The sequence below is a fragment of the Kitasatospora sp. NPDC032150 genome (assembly GCF_055579945.1).
The window spans coordinates 15,415-40,369 of sequence record NZ_JBVIMH010000016.1 but is presented as its reverse complement, the minus strand read 5'-3'; the positions used below and the strand labels follow the sequence as shown (position 1 = coordinate 40,369).

Sequence of the window (24,955 nt, the reverse complement as noted above, 5' to 3'; positions counted from 1 at the left end):
ATGGCGTAGCCTGGACGCGTGAGCGTCCACCTCCAGACATCGCTGTTCGACTCCGCCGAGGCCGCGCCGCTGCGGCTGGGGGACCTCGCCGTGCTGCGCCGCACCGAGCTGTCCCACGGCGCCTGGGTCGACCTGCTGCCGGGCTGGCTGACCGGCTCGGACGCGTTGTTCGAACACCTGGCGACCCACGTCCCCTGGCGCGCCGAACGCCGGAAGATGTACGACAACGTGGTCAGCGTGCCCCGGCTGCTGGCGTACTACCGGGAGGGTGAGCCGCTGCCGCACCCCGTCCTGGGCGCGGCCCGCGAAGCGCTCAGCGCCCACTACGCAGAGGAACTCGGCGAGCCGTTCACCACCGCCGGACTCTGCTTCTACCGGGACGGACGGGACGGCGTCGCCTGGCACGGCGACCGTCTGGGGCGCGGTAACACCCACGACACCATGGTCGCCATCCTCTCGGTCGGCGAGCCCCGAGCCCTCGTGCTCCGCCCCCGGTACGGCGACGCACCCCATCTGCGCCTGCCGCTGGGCCACGGCGACCTCGTCGTGATGGGCGGCAGCTGCCAGCGCACCTGGGAGCACGCCGTCCCCAAGACCGCCCGCGGCGCGGGCCCGCGGATCAGCATCCAGTTCCGCCCGCACAACGTCGGCTGACCGGCACCGGGGCCGATGGTCGATCCCGCCCAAAACACCTACCATCAGCGCAGATGGACGGCCAGTACCCCGGGGGAACCCGCCTGCGGCCACCGCGTATCGTCGGTCGCATGGCTCTTGATCTCGACGACTACTTCGCCCGTACCGCCTGGACCGGAGAGCGCCGGCCCATCGTCGAAACCCTGCGGTCGATCCACCGCGCGCACCTGTACGGCATCCCGTTCGAGAACCTCGACCCCCTGCTGGGGACGGCTCCCTCGCTGGACCTCGACGACCTGCAGGCCAAGCTGGTGCGCGGTACCCGCGGCGGTTACTGCTACGAGCACAACACGCTGCTCGCCGCCGTACTGGAGTCCCTCGGCTTCGGCGTCACCCTGCTCTGCGCCCGGGTCCTGGTCGGGGCGTCGCCCGGGGCCGTCCGGCCGCGCACGCACATGATGCTGCTGGTGGAGATCCCCGGACACGAGGGCCGCTACCTCGCGGACGTCGGCTTCGGCTCCAGTGGCGCGCTGATGGAGCCGGTGCCGCTGGTCGCGGACGAGGAGTTCGATGCGGACGGGCGGCGCCACCGGCTGGTGTTCGACGTGGAGCGGCGCGGACCGCTGCCGACCTGGGTGCTCCAGCAGGGCCGGCCGGACGGTTCCTGGGCCGACCAGTACGCCTTCACCCTGGAGCCCTACGAGGCACCGGACTTCGAGGTCATCAACTGGCACATCGGGACCAACCCGCGCTCGCCCTTCACCAAGGAGGTGTACGCCTGCCGCACCCTGCCCGGCCGGCACCTCCAACTGAGCGGACGGAAGCTGCTGGAGACCCGGACCGGAGGGGAGCGTGAGGAGCGCGAACTGGCCGACGCGGACGAGGTGTTGCTGGTGCTGGAGGCCGAGTTCGGAATCGTCCTCCCGGAGGGGACCAAGCTGCCGTGAGCACGGCGCCGCTGGTCCGCGCCCGCCGCACGGTGGGCGCGGACCAGCGGCGAGCGCGGCTCGCCGACGAGACCGGGTGCGGGCGGGGAGCCGCGGTGATCCGGTGCGGGCGGGTCAGACGCCTTGGTCCGCGAAGCCGGTCCGCCAGCTGGTCCGCTCGGGGCGCCAGCCACGCGAGCGGGCCAGGCCGCCCGCCGCACCACGGGCCCAGTCCTGCCGCCCGGCAGCGGCCTCGGGTGCGGGAACCCCGAGCGTCCGCGCCAGTACCGGGAGCCAGTCGCGGGCCCGTGCGGGCTCGTCGTCGACGATGTTGACCGGCCCGGCCGGCCAGTCCAGGGCGGCGACCGCCGCCCTGGCGGCGTCCGCGACGTGGACGAAGGAGCTCACCGAGTCGTCCGCCTCGATGCTCCCCAGGAACCGCGCGTCCGGGTCGTCGGCCAGCGCCGCGGCGACGGCACCGCCGGGTGCGTACCAGGTGCCCGGACCGTAGAGGACGCCGTAGCGCAGCACCACCGCGGCGTCCATCTCGGTGGCCGTCTCCTCCAGCGCCCGGACGGCGGCCACCATCCCGGCCCGTGGCTGCCGTGCGTCGTCGTCGAGCGGTACCGACTCGTCGGCGGGCCCCTCTCCGGGGGCGTAGGCCCAGCAGATGGACTGGGCGACGATCCTCGGCACCCCGGCGGCCCTGGCCGCGTCCACCAGGTTGCGGGTGCCCTCACGGCGGAGTCGGCCGTTGGCGGCGCCGTCAGCGTCCGTGAGATCGGTCAGTTGGTGGATCACCACCTCGGGGGCTGCCGCGGCCACCGTGCGATGCAGCCCTTCGGCGTCGAACACGTCGACCCGCGCGGCCGCCGCACCCTGGCGACGGATCCGCTCCGTCCCGGACTCCGAGCGAGAGGTGCCGGTGACCTCGTGCCCGGCCGCCAGTAGCAGGGGGACGAGGAGTCGGCCGACGGCGCCGGTGGCGCCCGCTACGAAGACACGCATGGGGAGTTCCGTTCCACTGCTCGGTTCAGCCGTCCGCGGACCTGCGGACGGAGCCAAGGCTAGACCCGGGCCTCGCCCTCCAACTGGGCCAATCGCACGGAGGTCGGCTGGGCCATTCGTCCGGGACTCGGGCGGCTCGGCTGGGTTCGGCGATGGCGGGCAGGAGGCAGGCCGATCCGGGTGAAGGTGAGCCCGGCGGCGACGACCAGGGGTACGGTCAGCAGGATCATCACGGTCATGGCATCCTCCCGAGAGACGTGAAGGCATGTCGTCGGATGCCGTCTGCCCGGCCAGTGACAGGTCGATTCCTCAGATCACCCGATCGGGTGGGGCCAGGTTGCGTAGTTGCCTGATATGCGGTTTCCTGGTCGGCTCTTCGACCTCCCCCTCGGCTGATTCTGCGGTTGGTCAGCCCCGCCCCGGGGGCCGTCGGACTCCTGTGCGCGACATCCCGTGATTGCGGCCGGCCGCCGGGTGCGGAGGAACTCCAGTCGGAGCCGGCGGCCGTCACCCGTGTCCTGTCCGGCCTCCGGGGCCCGGACTTGATCGTGTGCTGTAGTTCTGACGTTCCATCAACGAAGGTGGGAAGTCCAGCATGCGAGACGGCGGTAGCGGGCAGGACCCGGCAACCGGGCGGAAGGCGCCGGAGAGAGCGAATCGGCGGTCACGGTTCGGGGCCGGGGGCGTCGCCGGCCGGGTGCTGCTGTGGCAGTTGGCGGCGGTGCTGCTGCTGGCGGCAGCGGCCACCACCGCCCTGGTGATCCAGATCGGGAAGGACACGCGACGCGACGCCACCGACCGCTCGCTCGCCGCCGCCGAGGCCTTCGCGCACGCGCCGGGGATGGTGCCCGCGCTGCGCAGCACCGATCCTACGGCGGTGCTGCAGCCCTTCGCGGAGCCGGCGCGGAGAGAGTCCGGGGTCGACTTCGTCTCGGTACTGTCACCCGACGGCATCCGCTACACCGACCCCGTGCCGGGCCTGATCGGCAAGCGCGCCGACGGCGACCTCGCGCGGGCGGCCGCCGGGCAGGCCGTCACCGAGACCTACCGGGGACCTCTGGGGGAGGCGGTCCGGGCCATCGTCCCGGTCACCGATCCGACCGGGAGGCTGGTCGGGATGGTCAGCGCCGGGATCCGGACCGGGAACGTGACGAGCACGGTCGACCACAGACTGCCGCTGCTGCTGCTCGCCGCCGCCGCCCTGGCCCTGGCACTGGCCGTGAGCGGCGCCACGCAGATGAGCCGGCGGCTACGCCGCCAGACCCGCGGCCTGGGCCCGACCGGGATCACCCGGATGTTCGAGCACCACGACGCGGTGCTGCACGCCGTCCGCGAGGGAGTGCTCATCATCGACCAGGACGGGCGGCTGCTCCTCGCCAACGAAGAGGCGAAGCGGCTGCTCGGTCTTCCCCCGGCCCCGGAGCACCAGCACCTCTCCACCCTGGACCTGGACCCGGCCCTCACCGAACTGCTGCTCTCCGGGCGGGCCGCCGAGGACGAGGTCTTCCCCGTCGGCGAGCGGCTGATCGCGGTCAACCACCGGCCGACCGCGATCTACGGCGGGCCGCTGGGATCGGTGGCGACCCTGCGCGACACCACCGAACTGCGGGCCGTCGCCGGACTCGCGCAGGTGGCGCGGGAGCGGCTGCGCCTGCTGTACCAGGCGGGCAAGCGGATCGGCACCACCCTGGACATCGTGCGCACGGCCGAGGAACTGGCCGAGGTGGCCGTCCCGCGGTTCGCGGACATCGCCACGGTCGACCTGCTGGACCCGGTACTGGCCGGGGAGGAGCCGGGCACGGACCTGCTGACGGTGATGCGCCGGGTGGCCGCCGGGGGCATCGAGGGGAACTGGCCGCTCTACGGCTTGGGCGAGAGCATCGAGTGGATCCCGGGGGCCGCGCAGACGCGGAACCTGGAGAGCGGCCGGGCGAGCATGGTGACGGACCTGAGGGCCGACCGCGCCTGGCGGGCCCAGGACGAGGAGCGGTCCGAGGAGATCCTCCGCCGCGGCCTCCACTCGCAGATCACCGCGCCGATGCGGGCGCGTGGCGTCACCCTGGGCATGGCCATCTTCTGGCGCGGCGCCGCCACCCCGGAGCCGTTCACCGACGACGACCTCTCCCTCGCCGAGGAACTGGTCGCCGGCGCGGCGGTCTGCATCGACAACGCCCGCAGGTACACCCGCGAACACGCCGTCGCCGTCACCCTGCAGCGCAGCCTGCTGCCCCGGCGCCTGCCGGAGCAGAACGCGCTGGAGGTTGCCCACCGGTACCTGCCGGCCCAGGCCGGAGTCGGCGGCGACTGGTTCGACATCATCGCGCTGCCCGGGGCACGGGTGGCCCTGGTGGTCGGTGACGTCGTCGGCCACGGGCTGCACGCCGCGGCCACCATGGGCCGGCTGCGGACCGCGATCCACAACTTCTCGACCCTGGACATGGCCCCCGACGAACTGCTGGGCCACCTCGACGAACTGGTCGCCACCATCGACCAGGACAAGACGGTGGAGAGCGACGGCGGCACGGTCACCGGGGCCACCTGCCTGTACGCGATCTACGACCCAGTCTCGGGCGTGTGCACCGTGGCCCGGGCCGGACATCCCCCGCCGCTGATCGTCCAACCGGACGGCACCGCCGTCTTCCCCGACGTGCCCGGCAATCCGCCGCTCGGCACGGCAGCCCTGCCCTTCGAGGCGACCGAACTCCGGCTACCCCAGGACAGCCGGATCGTCCTGTACACCAACGGACTCGTCCACAGCCGCCACCGGGACCTCGACATCGGGATGCAACTGCTGCGCACCACCGTGGCCGGCCCCGGCCGCACCCCGGAGGAGACCTGCGAGGCCGTACTGGCCACCGCACTGCCCCCGCACCCGGGCGACGACATCGCGCTGCTGGTGGCCCGCACCCGGCTGCTGGCCGAGCGTCAGGTCGCCGAGTGGCAGGTCCCCGCCGATCCCGCCGCCGTCTCCCGGATCCGCACCGAGTGCGCCAGCCGGCTGACCGGCTGGGGTCTGGACGAGATCGCCTTCACCACGGAGCTGATCCTCAGCGAGCTGATCACCAACGCCATCCGCTACGGCGCCCAGCCCATCACCGTCCGGCTGATCTGCGACCGCTACCTGACCTGCGAGGTCGCCGACGCCAGCAGCACCTCGCCGCATCTGCGCCATGCCTCCAGCACGGACGAGGGCGGCCGCGGGCTGTTCCTGGTCGCCCAGTTCGCCAACCGCTGGGGCACCCGTTACACGGCCCGCGGCAAGGTCATCTGGACCGAGCAGTCGCTGGCCCCGGACGCTCCGGACCGCCAGGACTGAGCGAGGGGTGGGCCGGGCCACGTCCACCGCAGAGCGCCACATGGCGCCCGGCCGTCGGCAGCCCCGGTCTCCCGCGGGAGTAGCCGCTCCCGCCCGCTCCCGCCGGAGACCGGGGCCGATCGGTACGAGGCGGGCCCGGTCAGTCGCTCCAGCGCAACACCGCGCCCACCCCGCCAGCCGGACCGCCGGCGTCCGTGGGGACGAGGACCGCCTCGGCACCGGCGGCCGCCGCGGCGCGCAGCAGGGCGTCGTCGGCCCGGGCCGGCTGAGGTCGCGCGACGCCGAGGGCGTGGGCGTCGGTGCGCCTGCTGGCCAGCTGGTCGGGGCCGGGACCGACCCAGACCTGGCGGCCGGGGTCGCCCGCTGACTCGTCGAGCAACAGGGTGGCCACCTGGTGGCGGCGGGCGGCGTCCAGGACCGCCGGGATGCCCTCGGCGGCCGGTCCCGGGCTGCTGTCCGGGCCGGATGCACCGTGTTCACCCGGTCGGCCGCGCCCGGCGTGGAACTGGTCCAGGGCATCGTCCAGCCGCTCCGTCCGGTACGCGGTCTTGGCCTCGGCGATCCGCCGGTCGAGCGCCTCGGACGAGGCTCCGGCCGTCCTGGCACCGGCGTCGACCTCCACGGCGTGCGGCCGCAGCCAGTCGGGCAGCCGGTTGTGCACGGCCCGGCGCTCCCGGGCGTCCCCGGCCAGCACCAGCAGCTGGGCACCACTGTCCGGCCAGCGCCGGGTGAGCTCGTCGGCGATGACCTGGGCGGTCTGGTCCCAGGTGTCCTGGAGCCGCTGCTCGTAGTGCCAGCCGTAGCGGTCGGCCGGAACCGAGCGGTGCCCGCGGTCCTGCCACTGCTCGCCCTCCGCGCTGCCGAGCCTGACCCGCGCCCGGGACTGGCCGTTCGCCCGCCCGTCGCGCAGCTCCAGATCGGCACCGGTGCGGTCGATCAGGGCGACCAGGCAGGCGGTGTCCTCACCGCGCAGCGTGAGCAGCGGGGCCAGATGCGGTAGCGCGGACCAGGTGGCCTCCGGCATCGCCGGGGCGGCCTCCAGCGGAACATCCAGCACCACCGAGCCTTCGGTGGCGAACAGGGCCCGTCCGGCCGGGGACCCGGAGACGGGTGCGGCGGCGAGCGTGCCGTCCACGGCGGCCCGGGTGGGCTCGTCCGCGCCCTGGTCGGCGAGCTGCCTGGCGACTGCGCGGCGGCGCAGTTCCTGCTGCTTCACCGCGTCCTCGGTCGCCCGGGAAGTGTCCAGGTAGACGGACGCCCAGGGCTTGGCCCGCTCCGGCAGCGGACCCGCGAGCAGCGGGCTGAGAAAGGCGAGTTCCATGATCTCCTCCAATGCCCGGGGGTTCGCCGCCGGGCGGCTACCCGGTCGCGGACCGCGGCTGCCCGGTACGGCCGTCGGCGCGCGGGCCGGTGGTCGGACCAGGGGAGCCGTCCGGGGGCTGGTCGGGCCGGTGGACGGGCGGCCGGTGGCGGGGAGCGGGAAGCGGCCCACCGGGGTGGCCGGCCTGCCAGGTTGTCGGCCGAGCAGGGCCAACTTCCCTTTCAGGGGCCGGAGTCGGGTTGCGGGACCAACCCGCGCCGCTCCACCGGCTGCTGGTGCTGTCGCTGCTGTGCTGTTGGTGGTGTGCGCGGTGCGGATCCGCGTGAAGACGGCGACCGCCGAGCCCGGAAGCTGTTCGCGGACGGTCTGCGCACGGCACGGGCAATGGCGGCCTCGGACTGGCGACGTCGGTTCGACGTCCTGGGCAGGGCGCACTACCGACGGTACGACGAGAGCACCGCGACGGCACGGTGCGGGAGTGCGGAGCCGGTGCTCGGCCGGGCCGTGGATCGGCTCACGGGCCGCCGTCTGCCTCGGGCAGCGGTGGCTCCTCGATCGGGAAGAAGATCGCGCTCACCAGGTGGGGGCTGCGGCCGGGCGCAGGTGCGTTGGCCGCCCGTGCCACGAGGACCTCGCGGAGTGCGTCGATCATGTCGGTGAGTTCGTCCTGGCTGAGCCACAGGACGCCCTGCCGGTAGCCGACCTGGTCGTCCGTCGGGTCGGCTCCGTCCCGGTCGAGGTAGCCGCCGAACTCGGCGAGCAGGGCCGCCATGGCGGCGGCGAACCCGCGGCGGTGGTCGTCCAGGGACATCGACGCAGCCCTGTCGGCGTCGATCGCCGTGCGGTCCCGGTGCAGCCGGTAGTGGCGTTCCACCGCGCCGTGCACGCGCTGTTCGGCCGCGACGTCGAGCACGCCCGCCTCGACCAGCAGACCGACGTGGCGGTACAGCGTGGTCTTGGGGACATCGGGCAGGTGTGCGCACAGCTCGGACGTGGTGCGGGTCCGGTCGCCGGAGAAGGCGTGCACGACGCGCAGCCGGACGGGGTGGAGGAGGAGGTCGAGCGAGGTCACCCTGAAACGATCCCATATCTGGTACCGTTCCCAAAAATGGAAATGCAGACCTTCCTCCGAGCGACAAGGAGCCGGGAGTGAGCAGGCGGCCTTCGGTGGCACCCGTCCGACTGAGCGGTGGGGCGGTGATCCCGCTGACCACGCTCGATCCGAATGGACCGCTGGACGACCTTTCATGGCTGGACGAAGTGATCGGCGACGCACGGGTGGTGGCGATCGGCGAAAGCGCTCACTACAACCGCGAGTTCTTCCAGCTCCGCCACCGCTTACTGCGCCATCTGGTCGAACGGCACGGGTTCGGCGCCTACGCGATGGAGACCGGATTCGTCGAGGGCCGGCTGGTCGACGACTGGGTCCGAGGGGGTGGGGACCGGCTCGGCCGGGTCATGGCGGACGGAATGACGTCCCTGATGGGGCTGTGGTCGCAGATGCGCGCCCACCTGGAGTGGATGCGGGAGCACAACCGCACCTCCGCGCACCCCGTGGGCTTCCACGGGATCGACCTGCCCGGCTCGATGGTCTCCCTGTTGCCCGGTCTTGACGCCGTGTCCGCCTACCTCGCGCAGGCCGATCCCGAGGTCGAGATCGATCCGGACGTCCGGGAGACAGCCTCGGCCTTCGCGGCCGCGTCCGCGTTCGCGGCGCCCGCGGCCATCGCCGCCTACGGGAACCTCACGCGCGGGAGCCGGGACGCGCTGACGGCGGGCCTCGCCGATCTCACCGCGCGGATGGCCGGCAGGCGCCTGGAGTACCTGCGGCGGACCACCGAGGACGCCTACGAGCGTGCGCTGCGTTCGCTGCACGTCACGGTCACCCTGGATGCGATGTTCCGCGGGATGGCGCGCGGGGACCGGCAGGGGATGATGCTCTACCGCGACGCTACGATCGCGGACACGGTCGACTGGATACTGAGCAGGCAGGACCGGATCGTACTGGCCGCCCACAACGGCCACGTCCAACGCCGGCCGGGAACTCTTCCCGGGCTGTCCCCGATCACGCCGATGGGCATGCACCTGGCCGACCGGCTGGGCACCGACTACCGGGTCATCGGCACCACCTCGGGGACCGGCCAGATCCTCAACAACGGGCCCGACTTCTACACCGGCACCCTCTTCACCCGGATGGAACCGCCCCGGTCCGGCAGCCTCGACGCGCTCATGGCCGCCAGCCACGACGGACCCTTCGCGACCGATCTGAGGCGGCTGTCCCCGGCCGACACCGCGACCGTACGAGCCGCCTCCCAGCAGCGTGCCGGCATCGGCACCTTCTATTCCGACCAGAGCCCGCTGGACGCCTACGACGCCATCGTCCACCTGCCGCACGTCACCCCGGCCGAACCCGACCAGGGCGCACTTGCCCACGCGCCCGGCGATGTTCAGCAGGCCTTCGCCCATTGGCAGCGCGAGTGGCACACCGGACCCGGCCGCTGCGGTCAGGCCGAGCGCCTCTGACGGAATGTCATTGCCAGGCTGCCGCATCGACGGGACCATGCACTCATGGCTGACGAGCGTTGTGATCACGACCTGATAGTGGGCCAGTGCGGCCATTGCAAGCCGGTACCGCGTGGGCTGTGCGCGTCGGTCTACACGACCCGGGGCGGGTCGGTCTTCCACCGCTCCGAGTCGTGCGAAGCACTGCACGACGGCCAGCGGCGGGCCGCGCGCTTCGGACGTGAGGTCCACACCCCGGAACGCGTCCCGGTCGCGGACGCCATGGCACGCGGGCGGGGCGCGTGCATCCGCTGCTTCCCCGGCTACCGTCCCACGGCTGACACCAGACCGTGCCTGGTACGGGTGGGACGGCAGTGGGTGCGCGGCCTGCTCACCGAGTGGCGGCGGAGTGCCGACGGCCGCTGGAGCGGCGTGGTCTCCTACGTGGTCGACGGCGAGCAGACGACGGCGGTGAAGGACCAGGACGACCTGCGTCCGGCTCCAACCGGCAGCTGAGCCGGGCCCTTTGGAGTGTTGCCCAGGGCGGGAGTCAGACGCTGGAGACGGCGGCCCGGATCCCCCAGCGTCGCCCGCTCGCTCCCCTGAATCAGAGCCACGTCGGCTCCCTACTCGGCGACCTCATGCCGACCGTTCCAGAGGATGAGGATCATCAGTAGACATACGATCAGTCGATGTTGCGTCCTGAAAGCTGGTCCAGGCTCACGGGTGGAAGTCCCGTCCGGGTAGGCACCGGAGTGCCCGGTAGCAGGTCCCGGTTCGTCGTGGAGACGCGGCGGGCTGAGCGGGATGTCAAAAGCCAGCCTTTGGAGGAAGCAAGCACGCGGGCCGTAGCATCAAGCGAACCTTGCAGCCTCGTCAGATCTACAGCGGAGAAGCCGAGCCCCTCATATCAGGGCGAAGGCCATGTCCTGGGGGCCTGTTCCGGGGTCAGCCCTCAGGGTTCTCCCGGGGTACGGAGGGCGGCACGTGTGCACAGTCTGGACCGGAACAGGAGAGACCCGTCTGACCACGCCTTTCGTCGGGCAAGAGACCGGACGTATAAGCCGATGGTGAAGTCGTCCGGAGGGCAGCGGGAGTCCGATGGGGTCGTAGTACCGCTGATCGGCGTGCAACACAACGCGCCGGGAGGGAAGGGCCCCAACTTTGATCACGTTCGCAGCGGAGGTAAGCGCGAGGGCATGGCCGGAGAGAGAGTCTGGTCAACCACCCCGGCGGGGACAGTCCTGCCGTAGTGGACGGGCGTGCGTCCGTCCTGAAAGTGCGAAAGCTTCAACGCGTGCTATGGACTGCGGCCAAGCAGTCTCCGGAGCGGCGTTTCCATGCCCTGTATGACCGTCTCCACAGGGGTGACGTCCTGTGGGAGGCATGGGAGCGGGTCCGGGCCAACAGAGGGAGCGCCGGGGTGGATCGGGTCACCCTGGAGTTCGTGGAGAAGGAGTATGGGGTTCGGCGGATGCTCGGCGAACTCCAGCAAGCTCTTCGCTCAGGCACGTACCGTCCCGCGCCGGCCAGGCGCGTGGACATCCCGAAACCACAGGGCGGCAAGCGGCCGTTGGGCATCCCGACAGTGCGCGACAGAGTGGCCCAGCAGGCGGCGAAGATCGTCCTTGAGCCGGTGTTCGAGGCGGGGTTCTCCCCGTCCTCATACGGATACCGGCCGAAGCGGTCGGCGACGCAGGCGATGGAGCGTCTTCGGACGGGTTTCATCGAAGGCCGTTGTGTTGTCGTGGAGTTCGACATCCGGAACTTCTTCGGCGAGATCGACCACGGTCGACTGCTCGCGGAGGTGGGGCGTCGGGTGTCGGACCGAAGGGTGCTCAAGCCGCTGTGGCTGTGGCTCCAGGCGGGTGTGATGGTGGACGGGGAGCTTCGGCGGACGGTCGCCGGGACGCCCCAGGGCGGGGTGATCTCGCCCTTGCTGGCCAACATCTACCTGCACGTCCTGGACACCGAGCTCGCTGAGCGCGGTGTCGGCGAACTGGTCCGGTACGCGGACGACGGAGTCGTCCTGTGCCGATCGGTGAGCAACGCCAGGGCGGCCTTGGCGGCGGTCGGGGAGATCCTCGGCTCGCTCGGGCTGGAGCTGCACCCGGACAAGACGAAGGTGGTCGACCTCAGAGAGGGCCGGGAAGGACTCGACTTCCTCGGCTGCCACTTCAGAGCCCGCTTCTCGGGCAGGATGTGGGAGAAGTACCGCAGGGTGCGGTTCTACCTGCATCGTTGGCCGTCGCAAGCGGCGATGAAGCGACTCCGGGACAAGGTCCGGGAACGGACCGACCGCCGCCGGTCGGGAATGGATGTCCGCGACGTGATCGCGGAGTTGAATCCGATCCTGCGCGGCTGGGGTGCCTACTTCCGAACCGGGAACGCCGCCCAGAAGTTCATCCAGATTGACCGCTATGTCACGTGGCGACTCCGCAGGCTCATGATCAAGAAGCGGGGCCGTAACCTGAGGGCTGGTCAGGTTGCTGTGTGGACGGAAGAGTGGTTCAACGGGCTCGGCCTGCACCGTTTGCGTGGCACGATCCGCTATCCGAAGGCGGCGTAACCATGTCAGGAAGATCATCGGTAAGCCGTATGCGGGAAAACCGCACGTACGGATTGAAAGGGGGAATGGGGAAACGGGTCCGCAAGGACACCGCGCCCCTGACTACCAATGGGGGATCGACGCGGCATCCGCGCGGTGATCCCGCAACCAGCCGACCGGATCGCCAACCGCAAGCTCAAGGGCCGCAACGGCGGTCGCCCGCCCGGCTTCGACCGCGAGACCTACGAGCAGCGCACGTCGAACGGTGCATCAACCGCCCGAAGAACTGGCGCGGCCTGGCCAGCCGCTACGAGAAGACCGTCACCGTCCTTCGGGCCGGACTCCTCATCGCGGGCATCTTCACCTGGGCCACCGCAGTGCACGGAGGTCAGGACAGCGATTGCCCGCCACGGCCGGTCCGACTGACGCCGCGCGGTGAGAACGTCATCGGGCCGATCCAGCCTCGGCGGACGAGGGCGATCTCAGACACGCGTTTTCCCGCTGGGCGTCAAAGGCCGCATGGACGCCCCGGCAAGATCCACAAGAGAGGCGCTGGCTGGGGCCGCACCGGGGACACGGAGCCGTCAGAGCGGGTTGAGGCGGGCCCTGAGCAGGCAGAACTCATTGCCCTCGGGGTCGGCAAGAACGTGCCAGGGCTCCTCGCCGGTCTGGCCGATGTCGGCCGGGCGCGCCCCGAGCTCCAGGAGACGTTCGAGCTCGGCGTCCTGATCGCGGTCGGTGGCGTTGACGTCGATGTGCAGCCGGGGCTTCCCCTGTTCCGGCTCGTCCCTGCGGCTGAGGATGATCGTCGGCTGCGGGCCGCCGAACCCTTCGCGCGGCCCGATCTCGAGGCTGCCGTCCTCTTCGCGATCGAGCACTACGAAGTCCAGGACCTCGCACCAGAACCGCGCCAGCACCTCGGGGTCGCGGCAACCGAGCACGAGCTCACTGATACGACACGCCATTGACGAAACCTACTCTCAGCGTGGGAGCTGCCGGGGCGGCTGCGCGGAGCCCTTGGGCTCCCCGCAGTGGGAACACGCCCGAGACCGTACCGGGCGAGGCGAGCAGGTGCGAAGGGTTTTCGGGGTCCTCACCTCGCCCGGCCGGGCCGCCGGGTGAGGACCGTAGGCCGCGCAGTGGGCATGACTGCTGGGCAGGGTTGGGTCGGGGTGTCGGCTGACCCGTTCTCGAGGGCGAGGTGGGCTGCCATCTCCTCGTGGGTGGGGGGCGGTGGCAGGGTGCGGGTGTGCTCCGGGCGTAGCCCGTCGAGGAAGACGCCGAGGTGTCGCGTGGCCAGCGCGGTGGCCTGCTGGGGTGGGAGGTGGGGGAGGGGGCGGCAGTGTCGGTCTTCTACGTCTCCTTCGGCGTGGTGCTGGCCGGCTTCCTGTTCTCGGTGGCCTCCTACCGGATCGCCCCGCGCCTGCCGCTGGCCGCCCGGGTGGCCTCCACCGTGCTCTTCGCGACCGCGAGCGGCGTCATGGTGGCGCTCATCGGCCACCAAGCCCTGCGCGCCCTGCCCGCCGCGTTCACCACCGTGGCCCTGATCGCGGGCCTGTTGGCCATGGCGACCGCGGTAGCGGCCGGAGTGCTGCTGCGAACATGCGGCCCGATCGGCATGCCGGTGGCGTCGGTGGTGCTGCTGATCCTCGGCAACGCCACCTCCGGGGGCATCCTGCCGCCCTCCTACCTGCCGCCGTGGCTGTCCCCGCTGTCGCAGGTCATGCCTCCGGCCGCCGCCGTACGGGCACTGCGCGGCGCCGGCTACTACCACTCCGCGCACCTGACCAGCGGCCTTCTCCTGCTCACCGTCTGGACGCTCGGTTGCCTGGCCGTCCAGTACGCCCTCGACGTCCGGGCCGCCCGGCGAGAAGCGCTCGCAGCGTGACCGCTCAAGGTGCGGGCGCCAGGGTTGCAGGACAACCGTGTGACGGCTGCCCATGATGGCTGCCCGCACCGGGGAGCAATAGCCGGACCAGGCGGTGGAGTTCGTGCTCCGCGTAGCGGAGCCGCCAGGGTGCACGCTGCCGGCGTACGGCTCGGAGTGGGCGGTCAACTGCCACCGAAGCATGGCGCGGCGGCGGCCGTACGAGGTCAGGTGGCCGCAGTCCGGTCGGCGGACTCGGTGGCGGTCGGCGCGGTCAGGTTCGCTCAGTGACCCCTGGCCCCCGCCAAGCCGGCCGGGCCAGCGGATGCCACGTGAACGAACAAATTCGTGCTCCAGCGCAGCCTGAGCGCGACCAAGGCCCCCGAGGTGGCCGAGCCGGACCTCGGGAAGCTCACGAAGGCCGAGCTGTACCGAATGGCGACCGAACAGGAGCTGTCCGGCCGCTCCTCGATGGCCCGCGACCAGCTGCAGGAGGCCCTGGAGGCGGCTCGGCCGCGCCACCTGCGCGCCGTGTCCTGAGCTCGGTCCAGCCCTGGAGCACCGCGCGGCGGTCCGCGCTGTCCTGCGGGAAGAGCGCGGCCGCCAGGCCGAGCAGGGTGGTGCACAGGAGGACGAGGGTGACGCACCACCAGGGCGCCGAGGTGAGGACGGGAACGGCTCCGGCGGCCTGAAGCAGTGCGGTTCGACGGTGCTGTGATTGCTGACTCATGGTCAAGAGAAAACTTGAGCAGGGGAGTTGCGGGCAGGGGCAAGAGTTGTCGAAGCTGGGGCAACTCGAACTCCTGGGAGTGATCCGTGCAGCAGAACGACAGCGTGTCCGAGGCGGACCGCATCCTGGCGGCGGCGTTGAAGCGCTGGTCCGTACGTCTGAAGGAGGCCGGGCTGCTGCAGAAGGACCAGGCCGGGCGGCTCGGCTGGACGGAGGAGAAGTACAGCAAGTACCTCGGTGGCAAGTTGCGGATCACCGACCCGGGCCGGTTCACCACGGCGTTCCTCGCGCTGGTCGCCGAGCAGCTGGGCCAAGAAGCCGAGGCCCGGGCGGAGCTGACGCCCCTGGCGCGAGCCGCGCACGCCGCGCGGCCGCTCGCGTGGGTGGCGGACGCGCTGGCGCAGCTGCGGAGCGAACTCGAGGGCGTCCGGGACGACCGTGCCGCCGCCGAGGTGCAGCAGCGGCTGGAGGCGGTGGCCGCGGACCTGGCGCGGGCCGAGGCGATGCTGGCCGGGCACGGGGAGCAGCTCACGGAGCTGTGGGCGTTACGGCAGGAAGCGGACCGGCTCCGGGCGCACGCCGTCACCATCCGCTACCGGGCCGGCCGGGACATCAATGCGCCGGTCACCTACTACAACGGCCCCGGCAGCGGCCCCGGCCGCCGGATCACGCCCGCCCGCGCTGCCGGGGGCACCGTCCTCGCGCTGGCGATCGTGGCGGCCGCGATCGTGGGCTACCGGTGGTACGGCGACCGGACGGCGGCGGAGAACGTGGCGGCCCAGCGTCAGGGGGAGAAAGCGGTCGACGCCCGGACCGTCCCGTTCCAGGTGATGGTGGAGGGCCCGGACCAGCGTCGGGTCAGCAGGTGGGCCTTCGCGCTGGACCAGGAGCTGACGAAGGCGGAGGAGAACGCGCTCGCGCCGTTCAAGTCGGATGACCTCGCCGCCGTGCAGTCGTACCTGGCGGAGCTGCACCCCCGGCTGCTGCCTTCGGCCGACGTGCCCGGCGTCGATGTCCACACGAAGGACCCCGGGCTGAAGGCGCTCCTGAAGCGGGAGACCGGCGACGAGGGCATGGTGGGCGGCGAGACCTACCGGCTGCACTTCACCACGGACCGCTCCTCGTCCGTGACCATCGAGAACATCGGCGTCACCGACATCTCCTGCAGGCCCAGCACCGCCATCAGCTCCGTGTACTCCCCGCCGGCGGGCCAGGAACCCGTGCCGGGCGTCTTCCTGTCGCTGGCCGATCCGCCCGGGACTCCGGCGGTGGAGCTGGACGACCATGGTGAGGCCATCAGCGCGGACTACTTCGCCCACCACACGCTCGACCTCGGCCAGTCCACCACGCCCGGGGACATCGAGCTTCAGGTCGGCGGCGTCGAGGGGCAGCTCTGCTCCTGGCGGTTCCAGGTCGACTACCTGACCGCCGACGGGAAGAGGCTCAGCGAGAAGGCGGACGATCACGGCCGGCCGTTCACGGTCGAGTCGCTGCCGCGCCAGCTGAAGCAGCTGGTGGAGTACGACCTGGGCGGGGCGACCGACCCCGCCCACTGGGCCGACTGCGCCGTGGAGCCCACCCGGTGCGCACCGGTCGCGTCAGGAGGGGCTCGACTCGATATGGGCAGCAGCCTCCCGGGCGCGGGCTCCTGACCTTCCTCGTCGACGTCGTCGTGCGCTCCGGCGGCACTGAACGCCGCGCCGTGGCAAGGGGCCAGGACATCTACGCCGTCACCGCGCCGCTCGTGGGGGAAGCGGTCGACCGCATCCTCACGGGACGGACCAGGTCGACCGGTGTCGCCTCCGCCGGCGAGATCTTCGACGCGCCCGACTTCCTCCGCGCGCTGTCCTCGCACATCTCCCTGGAACTGCATGCGTAGCGGGCAGACCTCGCGACCGCCGGGACGGGGCACGCCGGCATGGTCGTTGGCCACCGGCTCCGTCGATGCCGGGATGCGTCAGCCGTCGCTGAACCGGGCGAACGCACTGACCGAGTCGTTCAACCCGTTGCGTGGACCAACGTGGCGTCCGAGTGGGCGAGGTGGCTGCCGCAGACTCGGCACTGGAAGAGGTAGGCGGTTGGCTGGCCGTCCTTGGTCAATGCCTTGAGGAACTGCTCGGCCTGCGGCGCGGGCCAGGACCCGAGTGTCGTGCGCACGGGGCGCACCTCAGAGGGGGTGCACCTGCGCCGATTTGTCCACCCAGTGCCGAGTTGTGGGTGAGCGGGTTGACCGCGTCGATCGGGACGATCACCCTCCTCGCTCCGCACTCCGGGCCGCGACCGATCTTCCCCGACCGATCGTCAGACCAGGGCGGCCTGGTCCGAACGGCGCCTGCGGGCGTGCAGGAGGCTGCCGTCCAGCGGCAGGCCGGAGATCGTGACCAGGTCGAAGCCCGCTGCCGACAACAGCCGTGCGTAGTGCTCCGCGGTCCGCTCCCGCCCGCCCACGTTGCAGAGCATGTGCAGGTCCCAGGCCGCCGCCAGCGATGACGTCCCGTCGGTGGGCAACAGGCGTTCCACGATCAGCAGTCGGGCGTCCTCAGGGATGCCGGCCGCGCACCGGCGCAGGATCGCCAGGCACTGCTCGTCATCCCAGTCGTGCAGAATCCGCGAGAGCAGGTAGACGTCGCCGCCTGGTGGCACGCCCTGGGTGAAGTCACCGGCCACGAGGTCGCAGCGGTCGGCGTGCCCGTCGTCGGCCAGGCGCCGTCGGGCGCGCTCCAGTACATGGGCGCGCTCGAAGAGGACACCGCGCAGGTGCGGCGTGTGGGCGAGGAACCGGCTGAGCAGCTCGCCGTTGCCGCCGCCGACGTCCACGACGACGCGGGCGTCGGAGAGGTCGACGAGCCCGGGGACCGGCTCGAACATCTTCGCGCTGGCGGCCATCGCGCTGTCGAACAGCGTTGCCAGGGCGGGATGTTCGGCGAAGTAGTCGAAATGGCCCTGGCCGAAGATCGTCGCGAACGCCTCCTGCCCGGTGCGCACGGCGTGGGCCAGCGCGCCGAAGGACTGGTAGAACGGTCCGCCGTACAGCAGCGCCAGCGGGCGCAGCGAGTGCCGGGCATCCCGCCGCAGTAGTTCGCCCAGCGCGGTGAGCCGGTAGGAGTCCGTGGTGGGAGTGACCAGCTCCGCGGCGGTCAGATAGCGCAGCAGACGGGTGAGACCGTCCGGGGCGACGCCGATCTGCTGGGCCAACTCGCCGATCGGGCGAGGCACTTCCGGGCTGCTCGGGCCCGGCAGGTGGTCAGCCAGGCCCAGCTCCGCGGCCACCGCGATTGCCTGTGTCGTCCAGGCCCCGGTCATCAGCTCCAGCAGCCGCTTCGCCGGATCATCCGTCGCGATCGCCGTGTGCGCGGCCAGCGCGCCGGGGTGGTGGCCGAGCACGCGCAGCTCGAGTCTGCGGTAGCGGTCGGGGTCCGAGCCCGGGTGTGTGGCTTCCGGACTGCGGAAGTACAGCACCGTGCAGTCCTCCACGGCGTTGTAGCCGCCGCCGTCGGCCGTCAGCCCGCCGTGCTCGGTCAGCAGGCCGCTCAGTCCTGCCAGCACCACGTCGTCCGGTGCGCCGACGTCCAGCGCCAGATGGGACTCGTTCCGCTCGGTGCGCTCGCGCGCGGCGATCCCGGTGAACTCCGAGCCCGCCGGCGCCTCCAGGGCGAAGAGCTCGACGAAGCCCGGGCCGTGGCCGGTCGACGGGCGGCGGACATGCACGATCCGAACGTCCAGCGCGTCGGCCGACACACCGTACCGGAGGCTGAGACGGTCCCGGACCACCACGCTCGGCACGGGTTCGCCGACTGAGAAGCCCGCGGACCGGAAGCCGGCGATCAGCCGGTCGAGCGAGGCCGGAAAGACCAGAACGGCCGCGTGCGCCATCGCGCAGTGCGCGGCCACCGAGGCCCGCTGCCGCTCGGTCAGCCCGGGCGCCAGGCCAGCCAGCACGCCGTCGGTGTCCGCGCCGGCCACGAAGGCGAGGGACTCCTCGATCAACGTCCGATCGGCCGGGTCGAGTTCGGCCGCCCATGCTTGCCGGACATCCACGTCCACTCCTCTGATCAGATGAAGACGTGTGTGACTGCACGTCATCATCATGACAATCCAAGCGAATTGGTGAGAAAAACCTGGTTGCCGAGCACGGCTGAGCGCGGCAGGAGGACCCCCGCCCCGATAGTAGATCCAGTAGGCGGCCGCGCAGTGTCGCTCGCTCACTTCCAGCCATTTTGCGCCACTGAACCGGACGTGGATGGCTGGAAAACGCCATCGGCTAGCGAAGTTCGGGCCGACGGGATAGGTGCCTGAGCCGCGCTGTTTCCGGCGATGGCCCGGAGCTGCCCCGAAGCGCCCGCCCGGGCATCACCCGCCACCAGGTCGTGGGGGCCCTGTGGCGAGTCCCAGCGTCCCCCGCCTCGCCGCACTGGTCGGCGAGTCGTCCGTCGGCCGAAGCGTCCTGACTCGGCCGTGACTCCCTCCAGTCGGGGCGTACACCTGCCACCCGGCCCTCGCCGCTATGTCGTTGTGCTCCGCTGCGAGCTGTCGTCCTCCGGCCCTGACGGGGCCAGGACCGCGGCCGCCAGACCCGCCGGCCGCTGGGCAGGATCGACACGGACGCGCCCGGCCCGCACTGGTTCGCCATCGACCCGGCGGGCAGGACGGGTTACGCCACCAACAAGGAGGCGCCGTTCGTCTCGGTCGTCGACCTCGAACGGGGAGTCCTCACCGCGAAGGTCGAGGTGCCGGGCAGTGAAGGGCTCGCCGTCTCCGCCGACGGTACGCAGGCCTTCGTCGCCTCGCCCTACGGCGGTTCGCTCTCCGACATCACCGCGGAGCGTCCGGCCACCGGAATCCGGGTCATCGACGCCCCGACCGCGTCCGTCGTCGACACCCTGCCCACGGAGAACATCGTCCTGCCGGTGCACCTGACGTCGACGGGCATGCTGCTCGCGGGCGAAATGCGCATGGAGCCCGACCCGGCGTCCCCGCTCGGACGCCAGGCGCCGGGCAGCCTCACGGTGTTCTCCGCCGACACCCGCAAGCAGCTTGGCCAGGTCGAGGTGGGACTCTTCCCGCTGACCATCACCTCGCCCCCCGACGGCCGCCTCGCCCATGTGGCCTGCGTCGTCTCGTCCACCGTCGACATCGTCGACCTGGAGACGCTGCAGAGCCTGGCCCGGCTGGACATCGCCAAGCTCGGTGAGCCCGGCGCCCACGGCCTGGCCTACATCCCGCGCCCGGCCTGACCCCCGTGAGGACCGAGTCGCGCACCGCGGAGTCGACGACCCCGACGACGTTCCGGCAGAGGTGGGAGGTGCTCCCCGATCCGGCCGTGGCGGCCTGAGTTCGCAGCCCGACGCTTTCACCACCGATCACTCCGCGCCGGCGCCACTCGCTGGCGCGGAGCCGTTCGATGGCGGTTGGCGGTTGGCGGTTGGCGGTTGGGGGTTGGCGGGAGGCCGAGGCCTGCTCCAAGTACCTCGTGCGGAACAACAGCCTTGGCCAGGTGGTCACTTCAGGCTCGCGAGCGCGGCGACCTCTCGCGGGGCGGACCGTAGGGCGGTGCGTTCCCGGGCCGTTACCGCAGGCCGCACAGCGTCATCCGGTCAGTTCTCCTCGGCCGGCTGCCATAGATGCACCGACCTCCCGTCCGCGGAGACCGTGTACCAGGTGCCGCCACCAGCCGAACGGGCAGGCCCGGAGACCGGGAAGGGGTAGCAGATCTCGCCACGCAGGGTCATCTCGCGCACGTCGACCAGCCAGTGGCGGGCCCTGCCGTACCGGGCGTCGTACTCGGAGGTCCCGGCGACGATGGTGTCCTCGTCCACGAAGGCCGCCTCGTAGTCCCAGTACACCCTGTCCTCGCCGGTGCTCCCCGGGTGGGCCGGCAAGGTGTCCTCGGCGTCAAGATCCCGAAGGACCGAGCCGTCCTCCACCCGGTGGAGGGAGAGAGACCACTGCCCGATGTCAACGGTCAGGAGGTGCCGGCCCGAGGGGCTCACCGCAAGGAGGATCAGCTCGATGTCGATGGGGTCGGCAGTCAGCTGCTCCCCGTCCCAGCGGCCCCACAGCACGGGCGACCCCTCTTCGCCCTCGCCGACACTGAGCCCCATCTGCCCGGGGTCCGGGTGCGGAGTGTGCTCGGAGCCGGAGCCCACCGTCCTGGTCTCCGCACCTCCCAGGACACTTCCGTCCTTGGCGTCCAGGACCACCCACAGCTCCCTGTCATCCTCCGTGTCCCGGTCACCGCCCACCGGACCGCGGAGGTGCGCCCAGATGAGCCCGCCGTCCGGGCTGACCGCGACCGAGCCGCTGTCAGCGCGGGCGTGGTCCTCGTCATGGGCGTATTCGTCGAACGACAGGTGCACCAAGGGGCAGCAGCCGCCCCAGCAGCCGTGCCGTACCTCCCACCGCGTCGCACCCGTCGCCTCCACCGATCGCACCGCGTGCGCACCGGCGAACACTGCGGTATCGCGCTCCGGCGAAACCGTCACCGATCCGAAGTGGCGCGGCCAGGGCGCTGGGAAGCGGGCCTCCGGCGCTCGACCCATGCCGAGCGCGTCCAGGTCGATGGCCACCACTTCGGCGTCACCGCGCTGCACGAGAAGCCTGCGGCCGGGCCAGTGCAGCACCCGCGGAGCTTCCGCTGACGCCGGGTCCAGAGGGGCGGCGATGGTGGTGACGAGACGAGCGGCGATGGTCACGGATTCTTCCACCCACAGATGACGCACGGTACGAACGGCTGACATCCCCACCCTATGGGGAGCCGCGGACATCGCCGGGTGACCCCGGTATCGGTCCGATCCTGGACCACCGCCGGTGACGGCGACCGGGCGGCCGGTCTGTCATCGGTCAACGCCGTCCGTCGGCGGATACCGCGGATGCCGTCGTGGCTGGTGCCAGGTCATCCCCTTGGCGGCGGCTCCGTACGGCTGTCGTCGGCGACAGGCTTCTGGGTGGTCCGGCGACGGGCCTCGGCAAGGGCTCGCTCGAATTGCTCGCGAGCCCGCTGCTGGATGCCGTCGCTGTCGTGTAGGAGCGCGTCCATCTCCTCGGGCGTGGCCGGGACGGGGGACGGTCCCTTGTTGATCAGGCGATCGTAGAGCCACCGGCACGCCCGGTCCTCGTCTGCGAACCGCTCGAACACCTCTCGCCTGCCGCGCTCATGGACCCCGACGACCCACACCCCGGAACGCTCTTCGAGGAAGTAGCGATCGGCCGTGTGAGGGTCGTGAGGACAGCCGGGGATCTCGTAGTACGCCTCCGGGACCCCGACCGCGCGAAGGGCCCGGCGCAGCTGGAACCGATCCATGGGACCAGTCTCCCATCAGGGACGGCGCCGGGCCCGGTGTCACGGGGTGGTCAGCGCGTTGTGGCCTTCACTCCCTCCAGAGCGGCCATCTCCTCCGTCTGAGCGGCCTTCTCCTTCGTGGCCTGTACCCGCACCAGGGTGCCGTTGGCCACCAGGTCGGCCACGGTGGTGCGGGGGATGCTCGGGCAGAACTTGCTCGACGTCACGTACTGGATGCCTTCACCCGGTTGCTCGAACGCCGGGGCGGCCGGCCCCGCGCACACGGTGACGTCTTTCGCGACCCGGTACAGGTGGTAGTCGAACGGGTAGCGAGGGTCGATGGTGTTGAGGCTGGAGGGCGGGATCGCCCGCTGCCCGTACTTCGTGCCCGCCGGGGAGAGGAACCGGCCCGCCTCGTTGCCGAACCGGTCGACCATCAGGTTCTGGCCGGCCTGAAGCAGCAACGGTGCTGCGAGCACGTCGCCCTGGGCGTTGTGCTCGAAGCCGTCGTCCGGCGGATAGTTCCAGTCGCCCTGGCCCGAATCAAGGGCGGGGTTCCACCACTGGTCCAGGAACTCCACGGCGGTGAGCCCGCCGAGTCGGTCGTACCCCTTGAGGATGTGCCCCAGTACCCCATGGGTCGGCAGCCGCTTGGGGCCGAGCCGCCAGTCACCGCAGAAGTAGTACCAGCGGTAGGCCTCGGGAATGGGGTACGGCACCAGGCCCTTGCACACATACGGCTCGTCATGCCCGCGTCCCCGTGGCGCGGACAATCCCAGCGGCTGAGGTGCCGGCGCGTCCGACCGGGCCTGCCCGGGGGCACCGGCCCGATTGCCGTCGTCGGCCGCGGGCGCGGCCGAGGAGACGGAAACGCCCATGGTCAGGGAACCGGTCAGGCCGACCGCAGCCGCGAAGCTGGCACACCATTTGGACGACCTCACTGAACCTCCTACGGGAGTTCGCGTCCGGCCCAGGCCGCCCGGCCGCCGGGGAACGACCGCGGAACAGCCGGAATGACGAGAACACTGAAGCCAAATGGATCGACGAGTTCGAGTAGGCGTGCCGGAATTGCGTCCGAATGAGTTCGGTCGGATTGCGATGGGGGGATGCCGCTGTCGGCATCCGCGCTGCCCGGTGTGGGTGGTGGACGCGGCGGCAGTTGCCCTATCTCATTCGATCTCGCCTCTGAGCGAGGTCCTGACCTGCCGAGAGGCCAGGCCAGGTGCGACGCCGAAGGCCTGCCGTCTCACTTGATGTTGGCGGCCAGGCGCTTGGGCGAAGCTGACGCCCTGGATGGGGGACTGGGCCACGCCCCTGATGGTGTCGGGCGGCTCGATGCCGAGTGCGTCGAGCACGGTGGGGACCATGTCGATGATGTGCGCGAACTGGGTTGCCGACCGGCACCTGGAAACCTTCTTCGGGCGTTCGGAGAATTCGCCCGCGACGCCGTACCTCGAATCCGCCGGCACGCTCGAAACGCGAGCGCGCGGCCTTACGGCACACCGCTACTACGATGCTAGGGCGTCAAGCTGAGTGCTGCCATCTGGGTGAAACCCGCGCTCCGCTCCGGCTCGTGGCGGTACACACCGCCTGGGTCACGAGGCGCCGGGGTGGGCTTCTTTCCGCATCCGGTACGTGTGCGCACCATGAGGTGAACGCTGACGGCGCGCATCCACACCGAGAATGCCGGCTCGAACCGGGCGGCGGTGCTGACGACGAACAGCAGCCGGACGGCGACCGCCCTCAAAGTCTGACAGCAAACTGACGACCAATCACAGTCCACTGACCTCGAATTCGCCGCCGGTGCCACAGGGCTGAGTCACTTCTGCTGCGACCGCATGCCATGCCGCCTCATCGTTGTAGTCAGTTCTGATGATCAGAGCGGCAAAGTCTGCTGGCCTGACTGTTTCATGAGGCGCTGACACCGCTTCGGCCGCCCTGCCGCCACCGCCTCGGAGTGCTCGTGTCAGCTTGCGGTGCCACGGACCACGACGACCGGGCAGGGGGCGTGCTGCACGCAGTACTGTCCGACGGAGCCCAGCAGGGCGCCCTCGAAGCCGCCGATTCCACGGTGGCCGACGACCAGCAGGGACGCCTGCTCCTTGGCGGCGGCCAGCAGCACCCAGGCCGGGGTGCCCTCCTCGACTCTGAGGCGGACGTGCACCGGCGGTCGGGAGCCCAGTGCCTTCTCGACGTTCTCGGCCAGCGCCTTCCGGGCCTCCTCTGCCAGGTGTGCGTCCTCGTCGACCGGTTCGGCGCTGCCCCATCCGGAGAACGGGGGCTGCCAAGCCATCACCGCCTCCACGACGGTGTGCGTGAGTTCGGCCTGTCGTGCGGCCCAGCGCAGCGCCCTTCGGGACTGCTCCGAGCCGTCCACCCCGACAACGATCTTCCCCTGGCGGGCCTGTTCCTCAGCCATGGACTCGTCCCTTCTGATCAGGCCGACGACGTCCGATCGGGCGGCTGACCGACATCGGCGCATACCGCCGACTTCCCCAGGGCCGAGACGCCGTGGGCCTGCGGTGGCATCGCCGGGATACGCCCGTTCTCCTGCAGGATCGTTCTCCCGCGCCCGGTTCGCATGCGGAGCCGGCAGAACCGCCGGGTGCCCGGCCGGGTGGGCCGTCCGGCCCTGCCCATCGTGTCCGCGGCGCCGGGACGATGGGGCACGGAGGCCCGCATGCACTGCCAAGCAGAGCCGCGGTGGCTCGGCCTGTCGACCCTGCCGGTCTTCCCCCCGCTGATGGTCCTTGCGGGGCTGTTCCCCTGGTCGGGTCGGACGGCAAACCGGGCCGTGGCTGGTGGACGCAGTGCGATCGGCCGCT

At 71.3% G+C, this 24,955-nt stretch carries 22 protein-coding genes and 1 pseudogene; 11 read left to right on the top strand and 12 right to left on the bottom strand.

Going from position 1 to position 24,955, the window contains the following annotated elements; all coding sequences use genetic code 11:
• The first annotated feature begins 18 nt into the window (after window positions 1–18).
• Window positions 19–654 carry an alpha-ketoglutarate-dependent dioxygenase AlkB gene (locus ACZ5ON_RS19970; protein WP_465594006.1) on the top strand — a complete coding sequence of 212 codons (636 nt, stop codon included), beginning with the start codon at window positions 19–21 and terminating at the stop codon, window positions 652–654.
• A gap of 110 nt (window positions 655–764) precedes the next feature.
• Window positions 765–1,580 carry an arylamine N-acetyltransferase family protein gene (locus ACZ5ON_RS19965; RefSeq protein WP_465594003.1) on the top strand — a complete coding sequence of 272 codons (816 nt, stop codon included), beginning with the start codon at window positions 765–767 and terminating at the stop codon, window positions 1,578–1,580.
• A 114-nt stretch (window positions 1,581–1,694) separates the two neighbouring features.
• On the opposite strand, the gene ACZ5ON_RS19960 is transcribed toward ACZ5ON_RS19965, so the two are convergent.
• Both ACZ5ON_RS19960 and ACZ5ON_RS19955 read right to left on the bottom strand, forming a co-directional pair.
• Complete coding sequence (locus ACZ5ON_RS19960; RefSeq protein ID WP_465594000.1) at window positions 1,695–2,567, bottom strand: NAD-dependent epimerase/dehydratase family protein; 873 nt, start codon at window positions 2,565–2,567, stop codon at window positions 1,695–1,697.
• Window positions 2,568–2,626: 59 nt separating this feature from the next.
• Complete coding sequence (locus tag ACZ5ON_RS19955; protein WP_465593997.1) at window positions 2,627–2,806, bottom strand: hypothetical protein; 180 nt, start codon at window positions 2,804–2,806, stop codon at window positions 2,627–2,629.
• Window positions 2,807–3,162: 356 nt separating this feature from the next.
• On the opposite strand from ACZ5ON_RS19955, the gene ACZ5ON_RS19950 reads away from it, so the two are divergent.
• Window positions 3,163–5,883 carry a SpoIIE family protein phosphatase gene (locus ACZ5ON_RS19950; RefSeq protein WP_465593994.1) on the top strand — a complete coding sequence of 907 codons (2,721 nt, stop codon included), beginning with the start codon at window positions 3,163–3,165 and terminating at the stop codon, window positions 5,881–5,883.
• A 139-nt stretch (window positions 5,884–6,022) separates the two neighbouring features.
• On the opposite strand, the gene ACZ5ON_RS19945 is transcribed toward ACZ5ON_RS19950, so the two are convergent.
• Together ACZ5ON_RS19945 and ACZ5ON_RS19940 are read right to left on the bottom strand one after the other, a co-directional pair.
• A complete protein-coding gene (locus ACZ5ON_RS19945; RefSeq protein WP_465593991.1) occupies window positions 6,023–7,204 on the bottom strand; it encodes a baeRF2 domain-containing protein in 1,182 nt (393 codons plus the stop codon).
• A 514-nt stretch (window positions 7,205–7,718) separates the two neighbouring features.
• On the bottom strand, window positions 7,719–8,276 hold the full coding sequence (locus ACZ5ON_RS19940; RefSeq protein ID WP_465593988.1) for a helix-turn-helix domain-containing protein: 558 nt from the start codon (window positions 8,274–8,276) through the stop codon (window positions 7,719–7,721).
• A 77-nt stretch (window positions 8,277–8,353) separates the two neighbouring features.
• On the opposite strand from ACZ5ON_RS19940, the gene ACZ5ON_RS19935 reads away from it, so the two are divergent.
• From ACZ5ON_RS19935 to ltrA, 3 genes are all read left to right on the top strand, one after another.
• Window positions 8,354–9,727, top strand: coding sequence for an erythromycin esterase family protein (locus tag ACZ5ON_RS19935; protein ID WP_465593985.1), 1,374 nt, complete (start codon window positions 8,354–8,356; stop codon window positions 9,725–9,727).
• Between the two features lie 45 nt (window positions 9,728–9,772).
• On the top strand, window positions 9,773–10,222 hold the full coding sequence (locus tag ACZ5ON_RS19930) for a hypothetical protein (RefSeq protein WP_465593982.1): 450 nt from the start codon (window positions 9,773–9,775) through the stop codon (window positions 10,220–10,222).
• Between the two features lie 763 nt (window positions 10,223–10,985).
• Window positions 10,986–12,275 (top strand): group II intron reverse transcriptase/maturase, encoded by a 1,290-nt coding sequence (gene ltrA / locus ACZ5ON_RS19925; RefSeq protein WP_465593979.1) that lies wholly within the window; start codon window positions 10,986–10,988, stop codon window positions 12,273–12,275.
• A 563-nt stretch (window positions 12,276–12,838) separates the two neighbouring features.
• Here the strand turns inward: ltrA and ACZ5ON_RS19920 are convergent.
• Window positions 12,839–13,219, bottom strand: a complete 381-nt coding sequence (locus ACZ5ON_RS19920; protein ID WP_465593976.1) for a VOC family protein — start codon at window positions 13,217–13,219, stop codon at window positions 12,839–12,841.
• A gap of 320 nt (window positions 13,220–13,539) precedes the next feature.
• On the opposite strand from ACZ5ON_RS19920, the gene ACZ5ON_RS19915 reads away from it, so the two are divergent.
• The 4 genes and pseudogenes from ACZ5ON_RS19915 to ACZ5ON_RS19900 form a co-directional block, all read left to right on the top strand.
• On the top strand, window positions 13,540–14,142 hold the full coding sequence (locus tag ACZ5ON_RS19915) for a hypothetical protein (RefSeq protein WP_465593974.1): 603 nt from the start codon (window positions 13,540–13,542) through the stop codon (window positions 14,140–14,142).
• Window positions 14,143–14,469: 327 nt separating this feature from the next.
• Window positions 14,470–14,661, top strand: a complete 192-nt coding sequence (locus ACZ5ON_RS19910) for a hypothetical protein (protein ID WP_465593971.1) — start codon at window positions 14,470–14,472, stop codon at window positions 14,659–14,661.
• Between the two features lie 276 nt (window positions 14,662–14,937).
• The gene (locus tag ACZ5ON_RS19905) at window positions 14,938–16,503 is read left to right on the top strand and encodes a hypothetical protein (RefSeq protein WP_465593968.1); all 1,566 of its coding nucleotides are present in this window, start codon (window positions 14,938–14,940) and stop codon (window positions 16,501–16,503) included.
• Window positions 16,488–16,730, top strand: a pseudogene (locus tag ACZ5ON_RS19900) (saccharopine dehydrogenase); the annotation flags it as partial. The gene ACZ5ON_RS19905 and the pseudogene ACZ5ON_RS19900, both read left to right, overlap by 16 nt.
• A 119-nt stretch (window positions 16,731–16,849) precedes the next feature.
• Here the strand turns inward: ACZ5ON_RS19900 and ACZ5ON_RS19895 are convergent.
• Together ACZ5ON_RS19895 and ACZ5ON_RS19890 are read right to left on the bottom strand one after the other, a co-directional pair.
• Window positions 16,850–17,008, bottom strand: a complete 159-nt coding sequence (locus ACZ5ON_RS19895; protein WP_465593965.1) for a CbrC family protein — start codon at window positions 17,006–17,008, stop codon at window positions 16,850–16,852.
• Window positions 17,009–17,152: 144 nt separating this feature from the next.
• Window positions 17,153–18,889: a methyltransferase gene (locus ACZ5ON_RS19890; RefSeq protein WP_465593962.1), complete on the bottom strand. Its 1,737-nt coding sequence runs from the start codon at window positions 18,887–18,889 to the stop codon at window positions 17,153–17,155.
• 689 nt (window positions 18,890–19,578) lie between these two features.
• Between ACZ5ON_RS19890 and ACZ5ON_RS19885 the strand changes: the two genes are divergently transcribed.
• Window positions 19,579–20,085: a YncE family protein gene (locus ACZ5ON_RS19885; protein ID WP_465593959.1), complete on the top strand. Its 507-nt coding sequence runs from the start codon at window positions 19,579–19,581 to the stop codon at window positions 20,083–20,085.
• Between the two features lie 360 nt (window positions 20,086–20,445).
• On the opposite strand, the gene ACZ5ON_RS19880 is transcribed toward ACZ5ON_RS19885, so the two are convergent.
• The 5 genes from ACZ5ON_RS19880 to ACZ5ON_RS19860 form a co-directional block, all read right to left on the bottom strand.
• Window positions 20,446–21,543: a hypothetical protein gene (locus ACZ5ON_RS19880; protein ID WP_465593956.1), complete on the bottom strand. Its 1,098-nt coding sequence runs from the start codon at window positions 21,541–21,543 to the stop codon at window positions 20,446–20,448.
• Between the two features lie 200 nt (window positions 21,544–21,743).
• Complete coding sequence (locus tag ACZ5ON_RS19875; protein ID WP_465593953.1) at window positions 21,744–22,151, bottom strand: hypothetical protein; 408 nt, start codon at window positions 22,149–22,151, stop codon at window positions 21,744–21,746.
• A 50-nt stretch (window positions 22,152–22,201) separates the two neighbouring features.
• Window positions 22,202–23,071 (bottom strand): TNT domain-containing protein, encoded by an 870-nt coding sequence (locus ACZ5ON_RS19870; RefSeq protein ID WP_465593950.1) that lies wholly within the window; start codon window positions 23,069–23,071, stop codon window positions 22,202–22,204.
• A 228-nt stretch (window positions 23,072–23,299) separates the two neighbouring features.
• On the bottom strand, window positions 23,300–23,599 hold the full coding sequence (locus ACZ5ON_RS19865; RefSeq protein WP_465593947.1) for a hypothetical protein: 300 nt from the start codon (window positions 23,597–23,599) through the stop codon (window positions 23,300–23,302).
• Window positions 23,600–24,096: 497 nt separating this feature from the next.
• Window positions 24,097–24,549 carry a universal stress protein gene (locus ACZ5ON_RS19860; protein WP_465593944.1) on the bottom strand — a complete coding sequence of 151 codons (453 nt, stop codon included), beginning with the start codon at window positions 24,547–24,549 and terminating at the stop codon, window positions 24,097–24,099.
• Window positions 24,550–24,955: the final 406 nt, after the last annotated feature.

Coding starts and splice junctions, on each gene's coding strand:
- ACZ5ON_RS19965 (WP_465594003.1), top strand. CDS start 765: ATGGCTCTTGATCTCGACGACTACTTCGCCCGTACCGCCTGGACCGGA.
- ACZ5ON_RS19960 (WP_465594000.1), bottom strand. CDS start 2,567: ATGCGTGTCTTCGTAGCGGGCGCCACCGGCGCCGTCGGCCGACTCCTC.
- ACZ5ON_RS19955 (WP_465593997.1), bottom strand. CDS start 2,806: ATGACCGTGATGATCCTGCTGACCGTACCCCTGGTCGTCGCCGCCGGG.
- ACZ5ON_RS19950 (WP_465593994.1), top strand. CDS start 3,163: ATGCGAGACGGCGGTAGCGGGCAGGACCCGGCAACCGGGCGGAAGGCG.
- ACZ5ON_RS19945 (WP_465593991.1), bottom strand. CDS start 7,204: ATGGAACTCGCCTTTCTCAGCCCGCTGCTCGCGGGTCCGCTGCCGGAG.
- ACZ5ON_RS19930 (WP_465593982.1), top strand. CDS start 9,773: ATGGCTGACGAGCGTTGTGATCACGACCTGATAGTGGGCCAGTGCGGC.
- ACZ5ON_RS19920 (WP_465593976.1), bottom strand. CDS start 13,219: ATGGCGTGTCGTATCAGTGAGCTCGTGCTCGGTTGCCGCGACCCCGAG.
- ACZ5ON_RS19875 (WP_465593953.1), bottom strand. CDS start 22,151: ATGGATCGGTTCCAGCTGCGCCGGGCCCTTCGCGCGGTCGGGGTCCCG.
- ACZ5ON_RS19860 (WP_465593944.1), bottom strand. CDS start 24,549: ATGGCTGAGGAACAGGCCCGCCAGGGGAAGATCGTTGTCGGGGTGGAC.